This window comes from Devosia sp. P3_B2, assembly GCF_056402875.1.
The window spans coordinates 140,534-158,778 of record NZ_JBFUGO010000001.1 but is presented as its reverse complement, the minus strand read 5'-3'; the positions used below and the strand labels follow the sequence as shown (position 1 = coordinate 158,778).

General features: G+C 65.3%; 19 protein-coding genes. 11 read left to right on the top strand and 8 right to left on the bottom strand.

Annotation, left to right across the window (positions count from 1 at the left end; genetic code table 11):
* Positions 1-91 precede the first annotated feature (91 nt).
* The 3 genes from AC1DV8_RS00825 (at position 92) to AC1DV8_RS00815 (ending at position 3,373) form a co-directional block, all read left to right on the top strand.
* A complete protein-coding gene (locus tag AC1DV8_RS00825) occupies positions 92-1,450 on the top strand; it encodes a lipopolysaccharide biosynthesis protein (RefSeq protein WP_477156124.1) in 1,359 nt (452 codons plus the stop codon).
* 94 nt (positions 1,451-1,544) lie between these two features.
* Positions 1,545-2,948, top strand: a complete 1,404-nt coding sequence (gene leuC, locus AC1DV8_RS00820; RefSeq protein ID WP_477148336.1) for a 3-isopropylmalate dehydratase large subunit — start codon at positions 1,545-1,547, stop codon at positions 2,946-2,948.
* A 53-nt stretch (positions 2,949-3,001) separates the two neighbouring features.
* Complete coding sequence (locus AC1DV8_RS00815) at positions 3,002-3,373, top strand: metallopeptidase family protein (RefSeq protein ID WP_477148337.1); 372 nt, start codon at positions 3,002-3,004, stop codon at positions 3,371-3,373.
* Positions 3,374-3,380: 7 nt separating this feature from the next.
* Here the strand turns inward: AC1DV8_RS00815 and AC1DV8_RS00810 are convergent, their stop codons facing one another.
* Entirely contained in the window at positions 3,381-3,695 is a 315-nt protein-coding gene (locus AC1DV8_RS00810) for a hypothetical protein (protein WP_477148338.1), read from the bottom strand.
* Between the two features lie 211 nt (positions 3,696-3,906).
* On the opposite strand from AC1DV8_RS00810, the gene AC1DV8_RS00805 reads away from it, so the two are divergent.
* Complete coding sequence (locus AC1DV8_RS00805) at positions 3,907-5,115, top strand: GGDEF domain-containing protein (protein ID WP_477156123.1); 1,209 nt, start codon at positions 3,907-3,909, stop codon at positions 5,113-5,115.
* On the opposite strand, the gene AC1DV8_RS00800 is transcribed toward AC1DV8_RS00805, so the two are convergent.
* From AC1DV8_RS00800 to deoD, 3 genes are all read right to left on the bottom strand, one after another.
* The gene (locus AC1DV8_RS00800; RefSeq protein WP_477148340.1) at positions 5,112-5,399 is read right to left on the bottom strand and encodes a hypothetical protein; all 288 of its coding nucleotides are present in this window, start codon (positions 5,397-5,399) and stop codon (positions 5,112-5,114) included. The two genes, AC1DV8_RS00805 and AC1DV8_RS00800, sit on opposite strands and share 4 nt — an antisense overlap.
* 226 nt (positions 5,400-5,625) lie before the next feature.
* A complete protein-coding gene (locus AC1DV8_RS00795; protein ID WP_477156122.1) occupies positions 5,626-6,249 on the bottom strand; it encodes a hypothetical protein in 624 nt (207 codons plus the stop codon).
* On the bottom strand, positions 6,246-6,959 hold the full coding sequence (gene deoD / locus AC1DV8_RS00790; RefSeq protein ID WP_477156121.1) for a purine-nucleoside phosphorylase: 714 nt from the start codon (positions 6,957-6,959) through the stop codon (positions 6,246-6,248). Before deoD ends, AC1DV8_RS00795 begins: the two co-directional genes overlap by 4 nt.
* A gap of 101 nt (positions 6,960-7,060) precedes the next feature.
* Here deoD and argC point away from each other — a divergent pair, with 101 nt between their 5' ends.
* From argC to AC1DV8_RS00760, 6 genes are all read left to right on the top strand, one after another.
* Entirely contained in the window at positions 7,061-8,011 is a 951-nt protein-coding gene (gene argC / locus AC1DV8_RS00785; protein ID WP_477156120.1) for an N-acetyl-gamma-glutamyl-phosphate reductase, read from the top strand.
* Between the two features lie 273 nt (positions 8,012-8,284).
* Entirely contained in the window at positions 8,285-8,890 is a 606-nt protein-coding gene (leuD, locus tag AC1DV8_RS00780) for a 3-isopropylmalate dehydratase small subunit (RefSeq protein ID WP_477148344.1), read from the top strand.
* Positions 8,891-8,900: 10 nt separating this feature from the next.
* Positions 8,901-9,290, top strand: coding sequence for a RidA family protein (locus AC1DV8_RS00775; protein WP_477148345.1), 390 nt, complete (start codon positions 8,901-8,903; stop codon positions 9,288-9,290).
* A 5-nt stretch (positions 9,291-9,295) separates the two neighbouring features.
* Positions 9,296-9,724 (top strand): GNAT family N-acetyltransferase, encoded by a 429-nt coding sequence (locus tag AC1DV8_RS00770; RefSeq protein ID WP_477156119.1) that lies wholly within the window; start codon positions 9,296-9,298, stop codon positions 9,722-9,724.
* Positions 9,725-9,745: 21 nt separating this feature from the next.
* Positions 9,746-10,843 (top strand): 3-isopropylmalate dehydrogenase, encoded by a 1,098-nt coding sequence (leuB, locus tag AC1DV8_RS00765; RefSeq protein ID WP_477148347.1) that lies wholly within the window; start codon positions 9,746-9,748, stop codon positions 10,841-10,843.
* A gap of 109 nt (positions 10,844-10,952) precedes the next feature.
* Positions 10,953-12,356, top strand: a complete 1,404-nt coding sequence (locus AC1DV8_RS00760; RefSeq protein WP_477156118.1) for a pyridoxal phosphate-dependent decarboxylase family protein — start codon at positions 10,953-10,955, stop codon at positions 12,354-12,356.
* Here the strand turns inward: AC1DV8_RS00760 and AC1DV8_RS00755 are convergent.
* Complete coding sequence (locus tag AC1DV8_RS00755) at positions 12,353-12,601, bottom strand: DUF1127 domain-containing protein (protein ID WP_477156117.1); 249 nt, start codon at positions 12,599-12,601, stop codon at positions 12,353-12,355. The two genes, AC1DV8_RS00760 and AC1DV8_RS00755, sit on opposite strands and share 4 nt — an antisense overlap.
* A gap of 211 nt (positions 12,602-12,812) precedes the next feature.
* Here AC1DV8_RS00755 and AC1DV8_RS00750 point away from each other — a divergent pair, with 211 nt between their 5' ends.
* Entirely contained in the window at positions 12,813-13,460 is a 648-nt protein-coding gene (locus AC1DV8_RS00750; protein WP_477156116.1) for a TetR/AcrR family transcriptional regulator, read from the top strand.
* A gap of 3 nt (positions 13,461-13,463) precedes the next feature.
* Here the strand turns inward: AC1DV8_RS00750 and AC1DV8_RS00745 are convergent, their stop codons facing one another.
* From AC1DV8_RS00745 to AC1DV8_RS00735, 3 genes are all read right to left on the bottom strand, one after another.
* On the bottom strand, positions 13,464-14,465 hold the full coding sequence (locus tag AC1DV8_RS00745) for an LLM class flavin-dependent oxidoreductase (protein ID WP_477156115.1): 1,002 nt from the start codon (positions 14,463-14,465) through the stop codon (positions 13,464-13,466).
* A gap of 62 nt (positions 14,466-14,527) precedes the next feature.
* A complete protein-coding gene (locus AC1DV8_RS00740) occupies positions 14,528-16,339 on the bottom strand; it encodes an ABC transporter ATP-binding protein (RefSeq protein WP_477156114.1) in 1,812 nt (603 codons plus the stop codon).
* A gap of 397 nt (positions 16,340-16,736) precedes the next feature.
* Positions 16,737-17,942: an ammonium transporter gene (locus tag AC1DV8_RS00735; RefSeq protein ID WP_477148353.1), complete on the bottom strand. Its 1,206-nt coding sequence runs from the start codon at positions 17,940-17,942 to the stop codon at positions 16,737-16,739.
* Positions 17,943-18,245: the final 303 nt, after the last annotated feature.

The following is an 18,245-nucleotide window of genomic DNA, read 5'->3' as shown; positions in this document are numbered from 1 at the left end:
CGGCTGCACCCGTTGTCGAGTGCCCACTCCGCAGTAAGACCTTGTGAGCATCCCCCTGCCATAGTCGGGCCAAACCTCTGTGACGGCCCTGATGTCTCCTGCTCCCACCGATCTCCGCGCGCTGCTGCGCACCGGCCTCAGCCGCTCGCTGGTCTCGCTGCTGATCAAGGTGGCGACGGCGGGGCTGACCTACCTGATGTACGTGGTGCTCTCGCGCACCATGGGCGCAGCCGAGTACGGCTATTTCGCCTTCGGCCTCAGCCTCGCCACGGTGCTCGCCATCGGCGCCTCGATGGGCCAGCAGACCGCCATCCTCCGCTATTGGCCGGAGGAGGAAGTCGCCGGCCGCCACGACAAGGCATTGGCGGCGTTGCGCTCCGGCGGCGCGCTGACACTGCTTGCCGGCCTCGGGCTTACGGTGCTGACGTTGGCAGGCGCCGCGATCGCCGGCGCATTCGATGGTGGCCCGCCTTGGCATCTCTACGCCGCAGCAGCACTGATCCTGCCGATGGCCTTCGCCGAATACTGGTCGTCCGCCTTGCGGGCGCAGGGCTCGGTGTGGACCGCGCTCAGCCCGCGCGACATCTTGTGGCGCGTCCTCACCCCGCTTGCCGTCGTCGCGCTGTTCGCGCTGGGCGTTCCGCTGAGCGGCTGGCAGGCCTTGCTTTTGACCGCAACCCTCCTCGCCGTCGCGCTGGTCCTGCAATACGCCCTAGCCCGCCTTCGCCGCTACCAGATCGCCCCCGGATTCAACGGCCTCCGCCCCTATTGGCGCGCGCACGGCGCGGCGAGCCGCTGGTTCCTCATCGGCACGGTGATCGATTCCGCCGCGCTGAACATGGACACCATTTTCATCGGCCTCCTCGTCACCGCCGAGGCCGCCGGCATCTACTTCAACGCCTTCCGTACGGCGGGACTTCTCACCCTCTTCATGTTCGCCATCACCCTGGTCGTGGCGCCGATGGTTTCGCGCCATTACCACGCCGGCGAGATGAAGCAGGCGCAGGCCATCACGGCATTGTGCGCTTGGGCCGGGTTTGCCTTCTCACTGGTGGTGTTCCTCGGCTACCTTGTCTTCGGCAACCAGATCCTGTCGCTGTTCGGCGATCACTCCACCGCCGGCTACTGGGTGCTGATCCTGCTCAGCACCGGCCTGCTGTTCGACGCCGCCACCGGGCCCTCGCGCATCGTCATGATGATGACCGGCCACGAGCGCGACTACGTGCGTATCTGGGGCGCCATCATGCTGGTGGGGCTGGTTGTAGAACTGGCGGTGATCCCCGTCTTCGGCCTCATCGGCGCCGCCGCCGTCAACGCCCTGTCGCGCGCTGTGGCGCAACTGGCGATCGCCCGCTGGAACCACCGCCACATCGGCATCGACACCACGCTGCTGGGGGCGTTTCGCGTCGGTGGGCTCCCCGATGCACCTAGACGCATGGCCCCCTTGTAAGGGGCGCGCCCGCGGCCAATCTTGACCTGACATGCAAGCGGGGCTTAGAACCCCCCGTTACTCCCTTAACCCCCGAGTGGAACCTCCAGCAAAAATGGCCGGCAGAACTCTGTACGATAAGATCTGGGACGATCACCTTGTTTCCAACAACGAGGATGGGACCAGCCTTATTTACATTGATCGCCACCTGGTCCACGAGGTGACAAGCCCGCAGGCCTTCGAGGGTCTGCGCATGAACGGCCGCAAGGTCCGTGCGCCCGAGCGCACCCTGGCCGTGGTCGACCACAACGTCCCCACCACCGACCGTTCCTTGCCCAATCCGGACCCGGAAAGCGCCATCCAGATCGCCGCGCTCGCCGAGAACACCAAGGATTTCGGCATTGAATACTACGATCCCTTCGACAAGCGTCAGGGCATCGTGCACATCGTCGGCCCCGAGCAGGGCTTCACCCTGCCCGGCATGACCATCGTCTGCGGTGACAGCCACACCTCGACGCATGGCGCGTTCGGCGCGCTGGCCCACGGCATCGGCACGTCGGAAGTCGAGCACGTGCTCGCTACCCAGACGCTGATCCAGCAGAAGGCCAAGAACATGCTGGTCCGCGTCGACGGCCAGCTGCCGCCCGGCGTCACCGCCAAGGACATCATCCTCGCCATCATCGGTGAGATCGGTACCGCTGGCGGTACCGGCCACGTCATCGAGTTCGCCGGCGAAGCCATCCGCGCGCTGTCGATGGAGGGCCGGATGACGGTCTGCAACATGACCATCGAGGGCGGCGCCCGCGCTGGCCTGATTGCGCCGGACGAGAAAACGTTCGAGTACGTGAAGGGCCGTCCGCGCGCCCCCAAGGGTGCCGCTTACGACCACGCCGTCGAGTACTGGAAGACGCTCTATTCCGACGCCGACGCGCACTACGACAAGGTGGTGATCCTCGACGCAGCCAAGCTGCCGCCGATCGTTTCCTGGGGCTCGAGCCCCGAGGACGTGATCTCGATCAATGGCGTCGTCCCCAATCCGGACGACATCCAGGACGCTAACAAGCGCGCCTCGAAGTGGCGGGCACTCGAGTACATGGGCCTCCAGCCGGGCACCAAGATCACCGACATCTCGATCGAGCGTGTCTTCCTCGGTTCGTGCACCAACGGCCGCATCGAAGACCTGCGCGCCGCCGCCAAGGTGGTGGCCGGCAAGAAGGTCGCCACCGGCGTCAACGCGATGGTCGTGCCGGGCTCCGGCCTCGTCAAGGAACAGGCGGAAGCCGAAGGCCTCGACGTGATCTTCAAGGATGCGGGCTTTGAGTGGCGCGAGCCCGGTTGCTCAATGTGCCTTGCCATGAACCCCGACAAGCTGAAGCCGCAGGAGCGCTGCGCTTCGACCTCGAACCGCAATTTCGAGGGGCGTCAGGGCTTCAAGGGCCGCACCCACCTGGTGTCGCCCGCCATGGCTGCGGCCGCCGCGATCACCGGCCACTTCGTCGATATCCGCGAGTGGCGGTAAGCCCCAATTCGTGGACGGAGCGCGCAGCTCCGTCTCTCGACGACTTCGAACAGATGGCGGCAGCGGCCTTCCGGGACCTGCCGCCTGAGTTCAAGGCGCTCGCCGGGGAAGTGCCCTGCGTTGTCGCCGAATTCCCCGATGACGAGACGATCAAGGAAATGGAACTCGAGAGCGAGTTCGATATCCTCGGCCTGTTCCGCGGGGTCGGCCTGCCGCAGGGCGGCGCTGCCGGTTACACCGGACAACTCCCCAACCAGATCTGGCTGTATCGCCGTCCGATCCTCGACTACTGGGCCGAGAGCGAGGACCACGAAACCCTAGGCGAGATCATCACCCACGTCCTCGTGCACGAGATCGGCCACCATTTCGGCTTCTCGGACGAAGACATGGAAGCGATCGAAGCGGCTGCCGAACGAGAAGGCTGAGTCCCACTCAGTCCCGCTGGTTCCCGTCGCGCGGCACGAACTCGAAGTAGTCGTCCAGCACGCCCGGCCGCTCGTCCTCGACCAAGAGCCCGAGCTTCTGGCTGTCGAACTGCTCGAACCATTCCGACCAGTCGACCAGGTCGAGCCCACCGGGCCGATCGCCGTACTGGTTCTCCCCGGCGTTCAGCGCGTACTGATCGAACAGGATCCTCAGCACCGGCGGGCCGCCGATGCCCGTCGCCCGGTCCTCGATGGCCGGGTTGCCGGACCGGGCCGCAGCCCATAGCCGGATGTCTTCGTGCTTGGTGAGGACCTGGGTCATGTCGATGCCTTTCTGGTCTTGTTCCAGGATAGCTTAGCGGGAAAACTCCCTTAGCTTAAGTGGTCGCAGAGGCGTCTGGTTCCAAGCCCGCGACATGTTCCTATACTCGACTGCGACAGCATGGCGCTGCACTTGGAGCTTGCTGTTAACCCGTTCTTTCTCGGGCTGCCGCTAGTGTCGTTCCACTACCCAAGGACGCGGACTGCAGGGCATGGCTGGCGCGAGCTTCATCCTCGCCATCAATCTGTTCATCGCGGCGCTGTTTGCGCTCGCCTTCTTCCTGGTCGGCGTCTCCAACCGGGCGGATAAGGTCGCGCCCTATTTCGCCCTCGCCTACGTGTTCGGCATCCTCTACATCGCCTCCGAATTCGTCCTGCCGCTGCAGGACTACCCGCAATTCGCCTACACCGCTGGCTTCTCCAGCTTTCTCGGAGCCGTCACCTCGGTAACGCTGGGCGTCGCCCGCCGCTATGGCCGCGCCCTGCCCTGGCCCGGCGTTGCTGCCATCGTCGTCCTGTCGGTCGTCGCCAATTGGTACGGCTACATGCTGCCCCACGACACCGTGCCGCGGAACCTCATCTACCAGGCGCCCTATGCCCTGATGCAGGCCTGCGCCGCCTGGATCATCCTCGCCTCGCGCCGCCGCCAGACCATCGATGTCGGCCTCGTTGCGCTGTTCACGCTGAGCGCGCTGCAGTTCCTTTCAAAGCCCTTCGCCGCCGTGCTGCTTGGCGGCTCGGGCGACACCTCCGCTACCTACCTCGCAACGACCTACGCGCTCTACTCGCAATCGCTCGGCGCCATCCTGCAGGTGGCTACCGGGCTGTTGATGCTGATGCTGCTGGTCCGCGACATGCTGGTCGAGATCACCGCCCGCTCCGAAACCGATCCGCTCTCGGCCGTCTACAACCGCCGCGGTTTCGAAGAGCGCGCCGCCCCGGGCATGAACAATCGCAGCTTGCCGGCGGCGCTCGTGCTTGCCGACCTCGATGCGTTCAAGTCGGTCAACGACAATTACGGCCACGATACCGGCGACCTGGTGATCGTCGCCTTTGCTGCGCTGCTGCGCGACACTGCGCCGGCCGAAGCGGTTGTCGGCCGCATGGGCGGCGAGGAATTCGCGGTGTTCATCCCAGGCGCCAACCTCGCCATCGCGCGCCTGCTCGCCGAAACCCTGCGCGCAAGCTTTGCTTCGCTGTCGATCCCGGGCCTGCCGCCGTTCGTCCGCTGCACCGCAAGCTTCGGTGTCGCCGAGCGGTTCGACGACGAAAGCCTCTCTGGTCTTCGCCGCCGGGCCGACGCGGCGCTCTACACAGCGAAGCGTGACGGCCGTGACCGTGTCGGCGTCTCCGGCGATCCGGATGCCGATGTTATGCCGGCCCATCCCCTGGCTGGCACTTCGCTGGCCAAATCCGCCTAGTTCCGCTCGCGCCGCTCGACGAACTCGAAGACCATCTGGTCGCTGACGCGCAACGCCAGATGCTGCCGGTCGAGTTCGGCCAACCATGCCGTCCACGAGCACGGGCTGATGCCGTCGTCCTGGCTCGGCGTTTCGGTCGGCGCCTGCGGGCGGGCGAAATTCAACGCGAGCCGCGCGCGCATCCGGCCGGTCGGATCGGGCACACTCCGGAGCGCCGGCTGGCCCTTGCGGGCCGTCACCCAGTTCTGGATATCGCGATGCTCGACTAGTGTATGGGTATTCATCCTGGCCTCCCCTCAGATGCCTAGCGTAACCCGTGAAACGCCCCCGCCAGCGGTTCAGTTCCGCTGCAATATCGGTGCGTCGAAGAGAGTATGGGCAGGTTCTGGAGGGCGCCGGAAGATCAACTTCCAGCCTCGCTACATGCCAACGCGTATTGACATTCCGCGCTATGCCACTCGCGCCGAATGAGGCTCGTACCTCAGCTTTTTTGTTATGGTCTACAGCGGGTTACCGCTGCAATCTCCGCAGGATTTTGTCGACCCGCGCACGCTTGGCGGAGGCGTCGATCTGTCCCAGCCGCGCGTCCAGGATCTGGCGCAGCCGTTCCCGATGTCCTGCATCGACCACCACACTAGCAGCTTCGGCATACATCGGAAACTGGTTCGGCGCCGCCGCCTCCACCCGCTCCAGCAATACCGGCAAGGCCACCTCGGCATGCCCCGCCGTAGCGAGCTTGGCGAGGATCTGCACCGCCTTGTCCTTGGCGATCACCGAACCCTTATCCGCCGCCGCGATGATCTGCGGCAGGGCCGAAAGCACCAGTTCAGGCGCCAGTTGAGTCACGGACTCGATCGCCTGGAGAGCGCCCCAGACATTGCGGTTGTTCCTTGAACCGAGCAGCGTCAGGAACGCTCCCGCATGTGGCACCACCAGTTCCGGACGCCGCGCGCCCAGCTCGTACAGCACCTTGATCGCGTCGTTCGACACCGCGGTCGAACCCGTCGACAGCGCCCCGACCAGTTCTCTTACCGCGGCGGCGTCCGGCTTCGCTGCCAGCCCCTCGGCCAACTCCACATTCGGCCGCTCGTCGTTCCGCCCGAGCGCCGAAGACAGTTTGTCGAGGACGCTCAAGCCCCGATCGCGGTGTCGAGCGCCAGGGTGATCATCTCCTTTAGCGACGACTGCCGGTCCTCGGCACTAAGTTCGGCATGAGTGATCAGGCAGTCGGTCATCGTGCAGATGGCCAGCGCCTTGCGCTCGAACCGTGCCGCCAGCGTGTAGAGCGCCGCCGCCTCCATCTCGACCCCGAGGATGCCGTGCGCCGGCAGCCGGCCGTAACCGGCGAGGCCGGGCTCGATGTGATAGAAGATGTCCGACGAGAGCATGTTGCCCACGTGGTAGCGCATCCCGGCCTTCTCGGCCCGCTCGACGCTGTCGCGAAGCAGCCCGAAATCGGCGATCGGCGCAAAGTTGAATGGCATGAACGCGTCGCGCACGATCGCCGAATCCGTCGTCGCGCCCTGCGCGATGATCAGGTCGCGCACCTTCACCTTGGCGTTTAGCCCGCCGCAGGTGCCGACCCGGATCAGCTTCTGCAGCCCATAGACGTTGATCAACTCGTGCACGTAGATCGACAGCGACGCCTGCCCCATGCCGGTCGCCTGCACCGAAACGGGCTTGCCCTTCCAGGTGCCGGTATAGCCGAGGCAGTTGCGCACCGAGTTGACCAGCTTGGCATCGGTGAAGAAGTTCTCGGCGATCCATTTGGCGCGCAGCGGGTCGCCGGGCAGCAGGACCGCTTCGGCATAGTCGCCGGGCTTGGCGTGGTTGTGCGGGGTCATTTTCGGCCTCTCATATGATCGTGTTGGCGCAACCAAACCCTTTGCACGTGACAGAGGCAACCCCTATATGTCCCGCGCATTCACCCCCATGGGAGCCTTACATGGTCGCGAAAATCTTCATCGACGGCGAAGCCGGTACCACGGGTCTGCAGATCCGGGAGCGCCTTGCCGGCCGTCGCGACCTCGAGGTCATCTCCATCGCGCACGACAAGCGCAAGGATCAGGACGAGCGGAAGCGCCTCTTGAACCTCGCCGATGTGGCGATCCTCTGCCTGCCCGACGATGCGGCCAAGGAGAGCGTGTCGCTGATCGAGAACGACACCACCAAGGTGATCGATGCCTCGACCGCGCACCGCATCGCCGAAGGCTGGGCCTACGGCTTCGCCGAGATGGACAAGGCGCAGTCCGCCGCCATCGCCAACTCGACGCGCGTCGGCAACCCCGGCTGCTGGCCGCAGGGCGCCATCGCAACGCTCCGGCCGCTTATCGAAGCCGGCCTCGTGCCCGCCGATTTCCCGGTCACCGTCAACGGCATCTCCGGCTATTCCGGCGGCGGCCGCACCATGATCGAGGATTATGAGGCAAAGGGCGAGGACGCCAACGAGTTCGCGCTCTACGGCCTCACCTTCAAGCACAAGCACCTGCCTGAGCTGCAGAAATACGCCAAGCTTGCGCACACGCCGCTGTTCCAGCCGGCCGTCGGCAATTTCCGGCAGGGGATGATCACCGCCGTGCCGCTGCAGCTCTGGACGCTCGCCAAGGTCCCGACCGGCGCCGAACTCCACGCCGCCATCGCCGACCACTTCGCGGCGATCCGCGACAGCTTCGTCGATGTCGCGCCGCTCGCCGATATCGAGCGCAGCCCCGAACTTGACCCCGAGCTCTACAACGACACCAATCGCATGCGCCTACACGTCTTCGCCAACGACGCGAAGGCCCAGGCCCTGCTGGTCGCCGTCTACGATAATCTCGGGAAAGGCGCTTCAGGGGCAGCCGTGCAGAACCTCAACCTGATGCTCGGCGTCGCCGCCGACACCAGCCTCGCGGCGTAAGGCGCCGGTGGGCTTTCGCCCATCGAGTTCCAAAGAGCCCCCCACCCCTGTCCCCTCCCCGCAAGGGGGGAGGAGACCCTCCGAATCTGCCTTTGTAGCCTCGCGCTCAGTGTAAGTGTTGGCGTCTCCTCCCCCCTTGCGGGGGAGGGACAGGGTGGGGGTACGTTTCCCGCGCCGGCCGGTCATCAAGTTGGCCGGTAAGCTCCGCCCTACGTCCGACTTGATTCCCGCCCCCCATTGCGTCATTACACCGCCACCGAAAGGGGTATTGCCATGGATAAGTTCACGACCCTCACAGGCGTCGCCGCGCCGTTGCCGATCATCAACATCGACACGGACATGATCATTCCCAAGCAGTACCTGAAGACCATCAAGCGCACCGGGCTCGGTTCCGCCCTGTTCTCCGAGATGCGCTACAACGAAGATGGCACCGAGAACGACACGTTCGTGCTCAACAAGCCGGCCTATCGCCAGGCCAAGATCATCGTCGCCGGTGACAATTTCGGCTGCGGTTCGTCGCGCGAGCATGCGCCGTGGGCCTTGCTCGATTTCGGCGTGCGCTGCGTCATCTCCACCAGCTTCGCCGACATCTTCTACAATAACTGCTTCAAGAACGGCATTCTGCCCATCGTCGTGACGCCCGAGCAACTGGCGCTGCTGATGGATGACGCCGAGCGCGGCTCCAACGCGACGATCACCGTCGACCTCGCAGCGCAGACCATTCGCGGCCCGGATGGCGGTTCGGTCCATTTCGACATCGACCCGTCCCGCAAGCAGACCTTGCTCGAAGGCCTCGACGATATCGCCGCGACGCTGAAGTCCGATCCGGCGATTTCCGGCTTCGAGCAGAAGATGAGCCAGAGCCGCCCCTGGCTCTGAGGAGGCACCCATGGTCCTCCACATCTCATCGGGCTCCCCGTTCGAGAAGAAGATCGGCTACTCGCGTGCCGTCGTCGACGGCAACATCATCTATGTGAGCGGCACCACCGGCTACGACTACAAGACCATGGTGATGCCGGACGACATCCGCGACCAAGCCCGCAACGCCTTCGCGACCATCGCCCATGCGCTCGAGGAAGCCGGCAGCACCATCAAGGATGTGGTGCGCGTTCGCTACTACATCACCGACATGGCGCACTATGACGGCCTCGTCGAAGTCGCCGGCAAGATGTTTGACGACATCCGTCCCGCCGCCACCATGCTGGTCTGCGGCCTAACGCGGCCCGAGATGAAGGTCGAAATCGAAGTCACCGCCCGAATGGGCGCCCACGAACGCTAACACCCGTGGAGATCAGGCTTAAGCTCAACCCCCTGGGTCGCGACGTGGCGGTGGTGCGCAATGGGTTGCGCGCCTACAACAAACAGCAGACCGGCGGCATCACGCACCAGAAGGTCGCGCTGCTGCTTTACGATGCGGACGACAAGGCGGTGGGCGGGTTGACCGCGACCGCAGTGCTGGACTGGCTGTTCGTCGAGTGGTTGCACGTGCCGGCCGAGCTGCGTGGCAAGGGGCACGGGCGGGCGCTGATGGCAGAGGCCGAGGTCTTCGCGCGTCAGCGAGGCCTTCTTGGCGTGTGGCTCGACACATTCAGTTTCCAGGCCCGGCCGTTCTACGAAAAGCTCGGGTTTTCTGTGTTCGGCACGCTGCACGATCATCCGGTCGGCGGCGCCCGCTATTTCATGCAAAAGCGCTTCGACAGCGCATCCATCTGACAACGCGAGACGTAAAGCAAAATGGCCCAAAAGCTCTTCCTCCTCCCCGGCGACGGGATCGGCACCGAGATCATGAAGGAGGTCGAGAAGGTGATCGCCTGGCTCAACAGCCAGGGTGAGACGGATTTCACCTTCGATACGGGCCTCGTCGGCGGCTGCGCCTATGACGCGCATGGCGAGGCGATTTCGGAAGAGGACATGCAGAAAGCGCTGGCCGCCGATGCGGTGATCTTCGGTGCCGTCGGCGGTCCCAAGTGGGACAAGGTGCCGTACGAGAAGCGTCCGGAAGCCGGCCTGCTCCGCCTCCGCAAGGACCTGCAGCTGTTCGCCAACCTGCGTCCGGCCATCTGCTACCCGGCGCTGGCTGATGCCTCGTCACTGAAGCGCGAGCTGATCGAGGGCCTCGACATCCTGATCGTCCGCGAGCTCACCGGCGGCGTCTATTTCGGCGAGCCCAAGACCATCACCGACCTCGGCAACGGCCAGAAGCGCGCCATCGATACCCAGGTCTACGAGACCTACGAGATCGATCGGATCGTCCGCGTCGCCATGGACCTCGCCCGCACCCGCAAGAACAAGGTGCATTCGGCCGACAAGAAGAACGTCATGAAGTCGGGAGTCTTGTGGGATGAAGTCGCGCAGGCCGTGGCCAAGGACTATCCGGATATCGAGTTCCACCACATCCTCGCCGACAACGCGGCGATGCAGCTGGTGCGCAATCCCAAGCAGTTCGACGTGATGGTCACTGACAACCTGTTCGGCGACATCCTCTCCGACGCGGCCGCCATGCTGACCGGTTCGCTCGGCATGCTGCCGTCCGCCTCGCTCGGCGCACCGGATGCGACCACCGGCAAGCGCAAGGCGCTCTACGAGCCGGTGCACGGCTCGGCCCCCGATATCGCCGGCCAAGGTATCGCCAACCCGATCGCCATGCTGGCGAGCTTCGCGATGGCGCTCCGCTATTCGTTCAACCTCGTGGCGCTGGCCGATCGGCTCGAGGCCGCCATTTCGAGCGTGCTGGCCGATGGCCTCCGCACCGGCGACATTGCGCAAGACAACCGCAAGACGGTCGGCACCGAAGAGATGGGCGCTGCGATCCTCAAGAAGCTCGCCGCCTAGCGCTATTCCATAGACTTTCGCGGGCCCGGCGCTGTCATGGCGCCGGGCCTTTGTTCATCTGCGCTTCAGATGCGGTATGATTTCTGCTGCGCCGCCGGGAGATCATATTATGACTGATGACTTGCGTACGCTGCTGACCCGCGCGGTCGATCACGCTGTAGACTATCGCGCGGGAGTGCGCCGGAAGGCAGGCCGTCCCGAAATGGGCTATCACGAGATGCGCGAACGGTTTTCGGCGGCGCTGCCGGAAACCGGCATGGATGCCGGCGCGATGCTCGATGAATTGGCCGCCCTCGCGGCCCCGGGCCTGATGCCGACCGTCGGCCCGCGTTTCTTCGCCTGGGTGATGGGCGGCTCGCATCCGGCCGGCGTCGCTGCCGACTGGTTGATCAGCGCGTGGGGGCAGAACGCCGGGTACCAATCGACCGCGCCGGCCGCAGCGGCGCTCGAGGAGGTTGCCGAGCGGTGGCTGCTCGAGATCCTCGACCTGCCGCGTGAAAGTGCCATCGGCTTCGGCACCGGTGCCACCGTCGCCAACGGCACCTGCCTCGCCGCCGCCCGCACCGGCGTCCTGCTGGATGCTGGCTGGGATCCCGACAGCGACGGCCTGTTCGGGGCGCCGCCGGTGCACGTGCTGATCGGAGCCGATGCGCACTCGTCGCTGTTCTCGTCGCTGCAGCTGATTGGTTTCGGCCGCAAGCGGGTCATCACCATCGCCACCGACAGCGAAGGCCGCATGCTGCCATCGGCCCTCGAGGCAGCGTTTGCCGGTCTCACCGGCCCCAAGATCGTTATCGCCCAAGCCGGCCAGATCAATACCGGCTCCTATGATCCGTTCGGCGACATCGTCGCGATCGGCAAAGCAAATGGCGCCTGGGTGCATGTCGACGGGGCTTTCGGCCTCTGGGCCCGCGCCACGCCGTCGTTGCGGCACCTGACGGACGGCATCGAGGGCGCCGATTCCTGGGTCACCGATGGCCACAAATGGTTGCAGGCGCCGTATGATTCCGGCTTCGCCATCGTGAGGAATCGCGACGCGCTGCTCGGCGCCATGACGCAGTGGTCGAGCTACCTGCCTTCCATCGCCCAAGGCGACCGCGTCCCCTCGAACTATGTTCCAGAGCTGTCCCGCCGCGCCCGCGGTGTGCCGGTCTACGCGCTGTTGAAGACCCTTGGCCGCGCCGGCATCGTCGAGATCGTCGAGCGCCACTGCCGGCTCGCGCGCCGCATGGCCGAACGCCTGGCGACGGAGCCCGGCATCCGCGTCGTCAACGAAGTGACGATCAACCAGCTGATCCTCAATTTCGGCACCGGCGATGCCGAGGCCCGCAAGGCCGACACCGAGGCGGTGATTGCCCGCGTGCTCGATAGCGGCGTCTGCTACGTCGCGGGCGCTGCCTGGCGCGGCGACTGGGTGATGCGGATTTCCGTCACTTCGGGCGCCACCACCGAGGCCGACATCGACCTTTCGGCCAATGCCATCATCGCCGCCTGGCGGGCAGTCAGGGGCTAGCGATGGTCGGGCTTCCGCACCGGATTGAACAGCACGGAGCTGCGTTTGCCATCGAGCGCGTCGAAAATGTCGCCGGGCTCGATACCTATGTCGCGCAGCAGGTGGGGCTCCATACGGATGAGACCGATCAGCGTGGCACGCTCCCGGCGCCGCTGCAGCCAGCGGCCCAGCAGCCGCCGGATGAAGCCGGAGTCGGTGTTGTGGCGGGTTACGAGCGGGCTCTCGTTCAGGTCGATGGTCGTCATAGTCGTCATCCTCGGCGCGCCCCGCTTGAGACAAAACATATGATGACTTTTGAGTGGGCGATAGCGAGCCCGTGGTACAGTTCGGCGTCCCAGGAACTTGGCGAGCAATCACAACCGGATAGCCCGCATCCTGTCGCGAGGGGCGACGTGTCGGCGTGGGTCGAGCGATCCGAGAACCACACCGGAAGTACAGTTTCTAGGAGGGACCACCATGCGCAAAGGCAATGAAACGCGTGAACGTATCCTCGATATCGCCGAAGCGGGCGTGCTCGCCAAAGGCTTCGGCGTCACCTCGATCGACGAGATCATCGCCGAGGCCGGCATCACCAAGTCCGGCTTCTTCTATCACTTCAAGGACAAGAACGAGCTCGCCAAGGGTCTCATCGTCCGCTACCGGCAGCGCAACAATGAACTGGTCCACGACGTGTTCGGACGCGCAGCGCAGCTCAGCGACGACCCGCTGCAGCGGCTGCTCATCGGCCTCACCCTGTTTGCCGAGCACATCTCCGCGCTGCCGGGCGGCCACCCGGGCTGCCTCGTCGCCGCCATGAGCTACCAGGACCGGTTGTTCGACCGCGAGGTGCGCGCCCAGGTCCGGGAGGCGGTGCAGGGCTGGAACACGTTCTTCCGCGAGATGATCGAGGAGATCGTAGAACTCTACCCGCCCCGCGAGGCGATCGATCCGGACCGGCTGGCCCGCACCATCTGCTGCGCCATCGATGGCGGCATCATCATGGCCAAGTCGCTCGGCCGGCCCGGCGTCCTCCCCGAGCAGATGCTGATGGCGCGCAATTACGTGAAGCTGCTCTTCCAGCCCGCGGCCATCCATGCCGCACGGCGCGAGGCGGTCGCTGCCTGACCATTAGCTGCGGATGCCGAAAGCCTCCGCCAGCAGCCGGAACGAGCGCAGCCGCAGCTCATAGTCATACATGGTGGTGGTCACCATCACCTCGTCGGCGCCGGATTCTTCGACCTTTCGCTCGATCGCGGCCTGCACCGTATCGGGCGAGCCGACGATCCAGAGTGGACGCTGACCTTCGATGATGCGGGTCTCGTGCGGCGTGTAGCTATGCGCTGCCGCCTCTTCCGGCGACACCAGCTTCCGCACTTGGCCGGAATGGAACAGCGCCCACATCAGCTCCTGCGAGCGCGCCAGGAACCGTGCCTCTTCGTCCGTCGGCGCCACCAGCGCCGAAACCGCGATGATCGCATGCGGCTTGGGAAAGGCGTCGGTCGGCGTGAACGCCGCGCGATAGGCCTGGAATGCCGGACCCGCCGGCGTCGCACTGAAATGCGCCGCGAACGAATAGCCGACGCCCAGCTGCCCCGCGGCCTGTGCGCTCGCGCCGCTGGAGCCGAGCAGATAGACCGGCGGCAGTTCCACCCGCTCCGGCACCACCATGACCGGATGGAACGGGTGGTCGGGAGCGAAATTGCCCTCCTCGAAGGCCAGCATCTCGGCCAGCTCCTGCGCGAAATACTCGCCGCCCACCGAGCGCAGCGCCTGCAGCGTCCGCCCGTCGCTGCCCCCGGCGCGACCGATGCCCAGATCGATGCGGCCGGGATTGAGCCCATTGAGCGTGCGATAGGTTTCAACGACCCGCAGCGGCACATGATTGGGCAGCATCACCCCGCCCGAGCCGACCCGGATGCGCGAAGTATTGGCCGCTGCCGTGGCGATCAGCACCTCCGGCGAAGACGATGCGATCGAGGGCATGCCGTGATGCTCGGCGTACCAGAGCCGGGTGAAGCCGAGCTCATCGCCGAGCTTGGCGAGTTGCACGATGTTGCGCAGCGCGTCCGGGGTTGAGGTGCCTTCGGAGACGGGAGCGAGGTCGAGGATGGAAAGGGGGAGGGAAGCCATGAGGGCTTATATCGTCATTCGACGATGAAAGCCAAGGCGTCCCTCCCTTCGAAGCGAGGGATTTACTCCGCCGCCTCCAGCCCCTTGATCAACTCCAGCGCCTGCCGTTCGAACAGCCGGCGATAGATGCCATCCGGCCGCTTCACCAGCTGCTCGTGCGTGCCTTCCTCGACCACCTTGCCGGTGTCGAACACCAGCAGCCGGTCGAGGGCGCGCACCGTCGACAGTCGATGGGCGATGACGATCGTCGTCCGCCCCACCATCAGCCGCTCCATCGCCTGCTGGATCAGCAGTTCGCTCTCGCTGTCGAGGCTCGACGTTGCCTCGTCGAGGATCAGCACCCGCGCATCCGACAGGAAGGCGCGGGCGATGGCGACACGCTGCCGCTCGCCGCCCGACAGCTTGATGCCGCGCTCGCCGACCAGTGTCTCGTAGCCCTTGGGCAGCCGCTCGATGAAATCATGCGCATTGGCGAGCTTCGCCGCCGCGATGATCTGTTGGCGATCGGCACCCGGCTTGCCATAGGCGATGTTCTCGGCGAGCGAGCGGTGGAACAGCACCGGCTCCTGCTGCACGATGGCGATCTGCTGGCGCAGCGAGGCCTGGCCGACGTCGCGAATGTCGACGCCGTCGATGGCGATGCAGCCGCCGCTGACATCGTGCAGACGCTGGATCAGCTTGACGAACGTTGTCTTGCCCGAGCCGGAGTGACCGACGAGGCCCACCTTCTCGCCTGGCGCGATGGTGACCGAAAGGTCGTGGTAGAGCGCCTTGGAATGCGCGCCGTAGTGGAAGTCGACATGCTCGAAGGCGATGCCGCCCGCCTTGATGGCAATCGGCTTCGCGCTCGGCTTGTCCTCGATGCCGAGCTTCTGGTCACCCAGATTGACGAGCTCTTCCATGTCGTTCACCGCGCGCTGCAGGTTGCGCACGTGCTGGCCGACATCGCGCAGGTATCCCTGCAAGACCAGGAACGTGGTGATGACGAAGGTGATGTCGCCCGCCGATGCCACACCCTGCTGCCACAGCAACAGCCCGGCCCCGATGATCGAGGCGCGCAGCACCAGCAGCATGGCGTTCTGGATGGTGCCGTTCAGCGTGCCACGGTTCCAGGTGCGCGAGGTGCGCTTCCGCCATTTGTCGACAACGAGCTTCAGCCGTGATTCCTCACGGTCCTCCGCGCCAAAACCCTTGACCACCGCGTTGCACGAAATGGCATCGGCCAGCGCCCCGCCCATGCGGGTATCCCACTGGTTGGCAAGGCTCGCCGCCGGGGCCACCCAGGTGGTCGAGAGGGTGACGGTCACGGCGATATAGATGATCGAGCCGACGCCGATCACCAGGCCCATTACCGGCCAGAACAGCCCGAGCATGACGGTCGTCCCCACCAGCATCACCAGTGAGGGGAACAGGGCCATCAGGATCACGTCGTTGAGCTGGTCGAGCGCCCACATGCCGCGGGTGATCTTGCGCACCGTCGAGCCGGCGAACGAGTTGGCGTGCCAGTCCGACGAGAAGCGCTGCACCCGGTGGAAGGCGCCCTGGGTGATCTCGCTCATCATCCTGAGGGTCAGCGAAATGATCTGCTGGAACCCGAGCTGACGGATGATCACCGAACCGACGCCCAGCGCCACGATGACGAGAAACGCCGTGACCGCCGCGTTCCAGGCGATCTCGTTGGTTGCCGCCCCCGTCGCCACCGCCTCGACGAGGCGGCCGGCGAAGAACGGCGTCAGGATGTCGGCCACCGTCTCGGTGAAGAACAGCCCCATGATGAGTGCAATACGCTTGGGCTGGCGCCGCCAGTGCCCTGCCGCGAAACCCAGCACCTTGGCGAAGGCCTGGCCGCGGAAATCGATCTTCGAACGAGCCATGTCACTTGTCCGGACGCGCCTTGCAGCCGCGATCCGGTCCCATAAGAAAAGCAAATCTGGAAATGCCGGCAGTGCCGGGAACTAGCGAGAGGGGCCTTGGCGGCCCCCGGGCGACCTAACGGTGAACCGTGGCGAGCCCGAAGAGGCGCGGTCGAGAAAATGCTGTCATATCGCCCCTCCTGAGTGGCTAGTGAAGAAGCCACTCATAGAGCGGTTTGGGGCGCTGAGCAAGCCGGCTAGGCGGCGAGGATGACTATCGCTGGGACCGCGGCGGCGAGGAGCAGCAGCGCGATCGATGAAAAATCAACGTACTTAAGCTTTTCCCTAAGAGACATGGAACTCTCCTTCCGCTCTTGAAACGCTGGAGCGGAAGGCCCGGTTCCCGGATCTGCCGGCGCTAGAACTCGAGTTCCGGATTGGAACCGATGGAGTGCACCGAAAGGTCGGCGCCACGCCGCTGCTGCTCGTCGCTGAGCTTGAGGGTGAGCCGCCGGCTGCTGAGCCAATAGAGCAGGTAGCCGGCGCCGAAGGCATAGGCCGACACGGCCACCGAGCCGACGAGCTGGGTCACGAACGACACGCCGCCCATGCCGCCCAGCGCCTCGAGTCCGAAGATCCCGGCGGCAACGCCGCCCCACAGTCCGCAAAGCCCGTGCAGTGGCCAGACGCCGAGCACGTCGTCGATCTTCAGCTTCTCCTGCGTCCAGCTGAAGCCCTTGACGAAGATCACCCCGGCCACTCCGCCGACCACCAGTGCGGCCAGCGGATGGTAGAGATCGGACCCCGCGCAGACCGCAACGAGCCCGGCCAATGCACCGTTATGGGTGAAGCCCGGGTCGTTCTTGCCGATCAGCACCGCGGCGATGATGCCGCCCACCATGGCCATCAGCGAGTTGATCGCTACCAGCCCCGACACCCCGGCGACCGACTGTGCCGACATCACGTTGAAGCCGAACCAGCCGATGGCGAGGAGCCACGTGCCCAGCGCCAGCCACGGGATCGATGACGGCGGGAACGGCCGGCCGCTCGGCCCATAGCGCCCATTGCGCGCCCCGATCCGCAGCACCGCCGCCAGCGCCAGCCAGCCGCCCAGCGCATGTACCTGGATCGAGCCGGCAAAATCGTGGAAGCGCGCGCCGAACGTCGCCTCGAGCCAGGCCTGGATGCCGTAATTACCGTTCCACACGATCCCCTCGGAGAACGGATAGATCAGCCCGACGATCACTGCCGCCGCGATCACCTGCGGCCAGAACTTCGCCCGCTCGGCAATGCCGCCGGAAATGATCGCCGGCACCGCTGCGGCGAACGTTGCGAGGAAGAAGAACTTCACAAGGCTGAAACCCTGCGGCGCGAACCCCGCGCCGCCGCCCGACAACGTCGCCGCGCTGTGAAAGAACGTCACCCCGTAGGCGATGGTGTAGCCGATCAGGAAATAGGCCAGCGTCGAGAAGGCGAAATCGACCAGGATCTTGACCAGCGCATTGACCTGGTTCTTGCCCCGCACTGTCCCCAGTTCGAGGAAGGCGAAGCCGCCATGCATCGCAAACACCAGGATCGCGCCGACCAGCACGAAGAATACGTCGAGCCCTGCGGACTCAGCCATTTGAAGCTCCCCCAAAACACCCGGCTCGCATCCGGGCTAATTGGGTGGCAGGCAATCAAGCTCCATGCCAATCCGGTGGGCAGAAAAGAGTTGAGGTTTTTTAGCAGCTTACGCCGCGACGCAAATCAAAAGCGCTCCGCCGCCGGCGAAGTGCTCAGAATTTGGGCGGACAACAGCCCGTCTCTGCCCACATTGTAAGCAGAGCGGCATCAGCCTGGCGGGGCGGACGCCGGCCCGTTGCCGGGCCCGGAAGCCGTTGACCGGGGTGTGCAGCCCACGCGGTTTGCGAGTGGGAAGCCTCTG

Bases quoted from the DNA above. Each gene is read 5' to 3' on its own strand.
- argC (WP_477156120.1), top strand. From the start codon at position 7,061: ATGGTCGCGAAAATCTTCATCGACGGCGAAGCCGGTACCACGGGTCTG.
- AC1DV8_RS00800 (WP_477148340.1), bottom strand. From the start codon at position 5,399: ATGAATACCCATACACTAGTCGAGCATCGCGATATCCAGAACTGGGTG.
- leuB (WP_477148347.1), top strand. From the start codon at position 9,746: ATGGCCCAAAAGCTCTTCCTCCTCCCCGGCGACGGGATCGGCACCGAG.
- AC1DV8_RS00750 (WP_477156116.1), top strand. From the start codon at position 12,813: ATGCGCAAAGGCAATGAAACGCGTGAACGTATCCTCGATATCGCCGAA.
- AC1DV8_RS00740 (WP_477156114.1), bottom strand. From the start codon at position 16,339: ATGGCTCGTTCGAAGATCGATTTCCGCGGCCAGGCCTTCGCCAAGGTG.
- leuC (WP_477148336.1), top strand. From the start codon at position 1,545: ATGGCCGGCAGAACTCTGTACGATAAGATCTGGGACGATCACCTTGTT.
- AC1DV8_RS00825 (WP_477156124.1), top strand. From the start codon at position 92: ATGTCTCCTGCTCCCACCGATCTCCGCGCGCTGCTGCGCACCGGCCTC.
- AC1DV8_RS00735 (WP_477148353.1), bottom strand. From the start codon at position 17,942: ATGGCTGAGTCCGCAGGGCTCGACGTATTCTTCGTGCTGGTCGGCGCG.
- AC1DV8_RS00745 (WP_477156115.1), bottom strand. From the start codon at position 14,465: ATGGCTTCCCTCCCCCTTTCCATCCTCGACCTCGCTCCCGTCTCCGAA.
- AC1DV8_RS00760 (WP_477156118.1), top strand. From the start codon at position 10,953: ATGACTGATGACTTGCGTACGCTGCTGACCCGCGCGGTCGATCACGCT.
- AC1DV8_RS00815 (WP_477148337.1), top strand. From the start codon at position 3,002: ATGGCGGCAGCGGCCTTCCGGGACCTGCCGCCTGAGTTCAAGGCGCTC.
- AC1DV8_RS00805 (WP_477156123.1), top strand. From the start codon at position 3,907: ATGGCTGGCGCGAGCTTCATCCTCGCCATCAATCTGTTCATCGCGGCG.
- AC1DV8_RS00775 (WP_477148345.1), top strand. From the start codon at position 8,901: ATGGTCCTCCACATCTCATCGGGCTCCCCGTTCGAGAAGAAGATCGGC.
- AC1DV8_RS00810 (WP_477148338.1), bottom strand. From the start codon at position 3,695: ATGACCCAGGTCCTCACCAAGCACGAAGACATCCGGCTATGGGCTGCG.
- leuD (WP_477148344.1), top strand. From the start codon at position 8,285: ATGGATAAGTTCACGACCCTCACAGGCGTCGCCGCGCCGTTGCCGATC.
- deoD (WP_477156121.1), bottom strand. From the start codon at position 6,959: ATGACCCCGCACAACCACGCCAAGCCCGGCGACTATGCCGAAGCGGTC.
- AC1DV8_RS00755 (WP_477156117.1), bottom strand. From the start codon at position 12,601: ATGACGACCATCGACCTGAACGAGAGCCCGCTCGTAACCCGCCACAAC.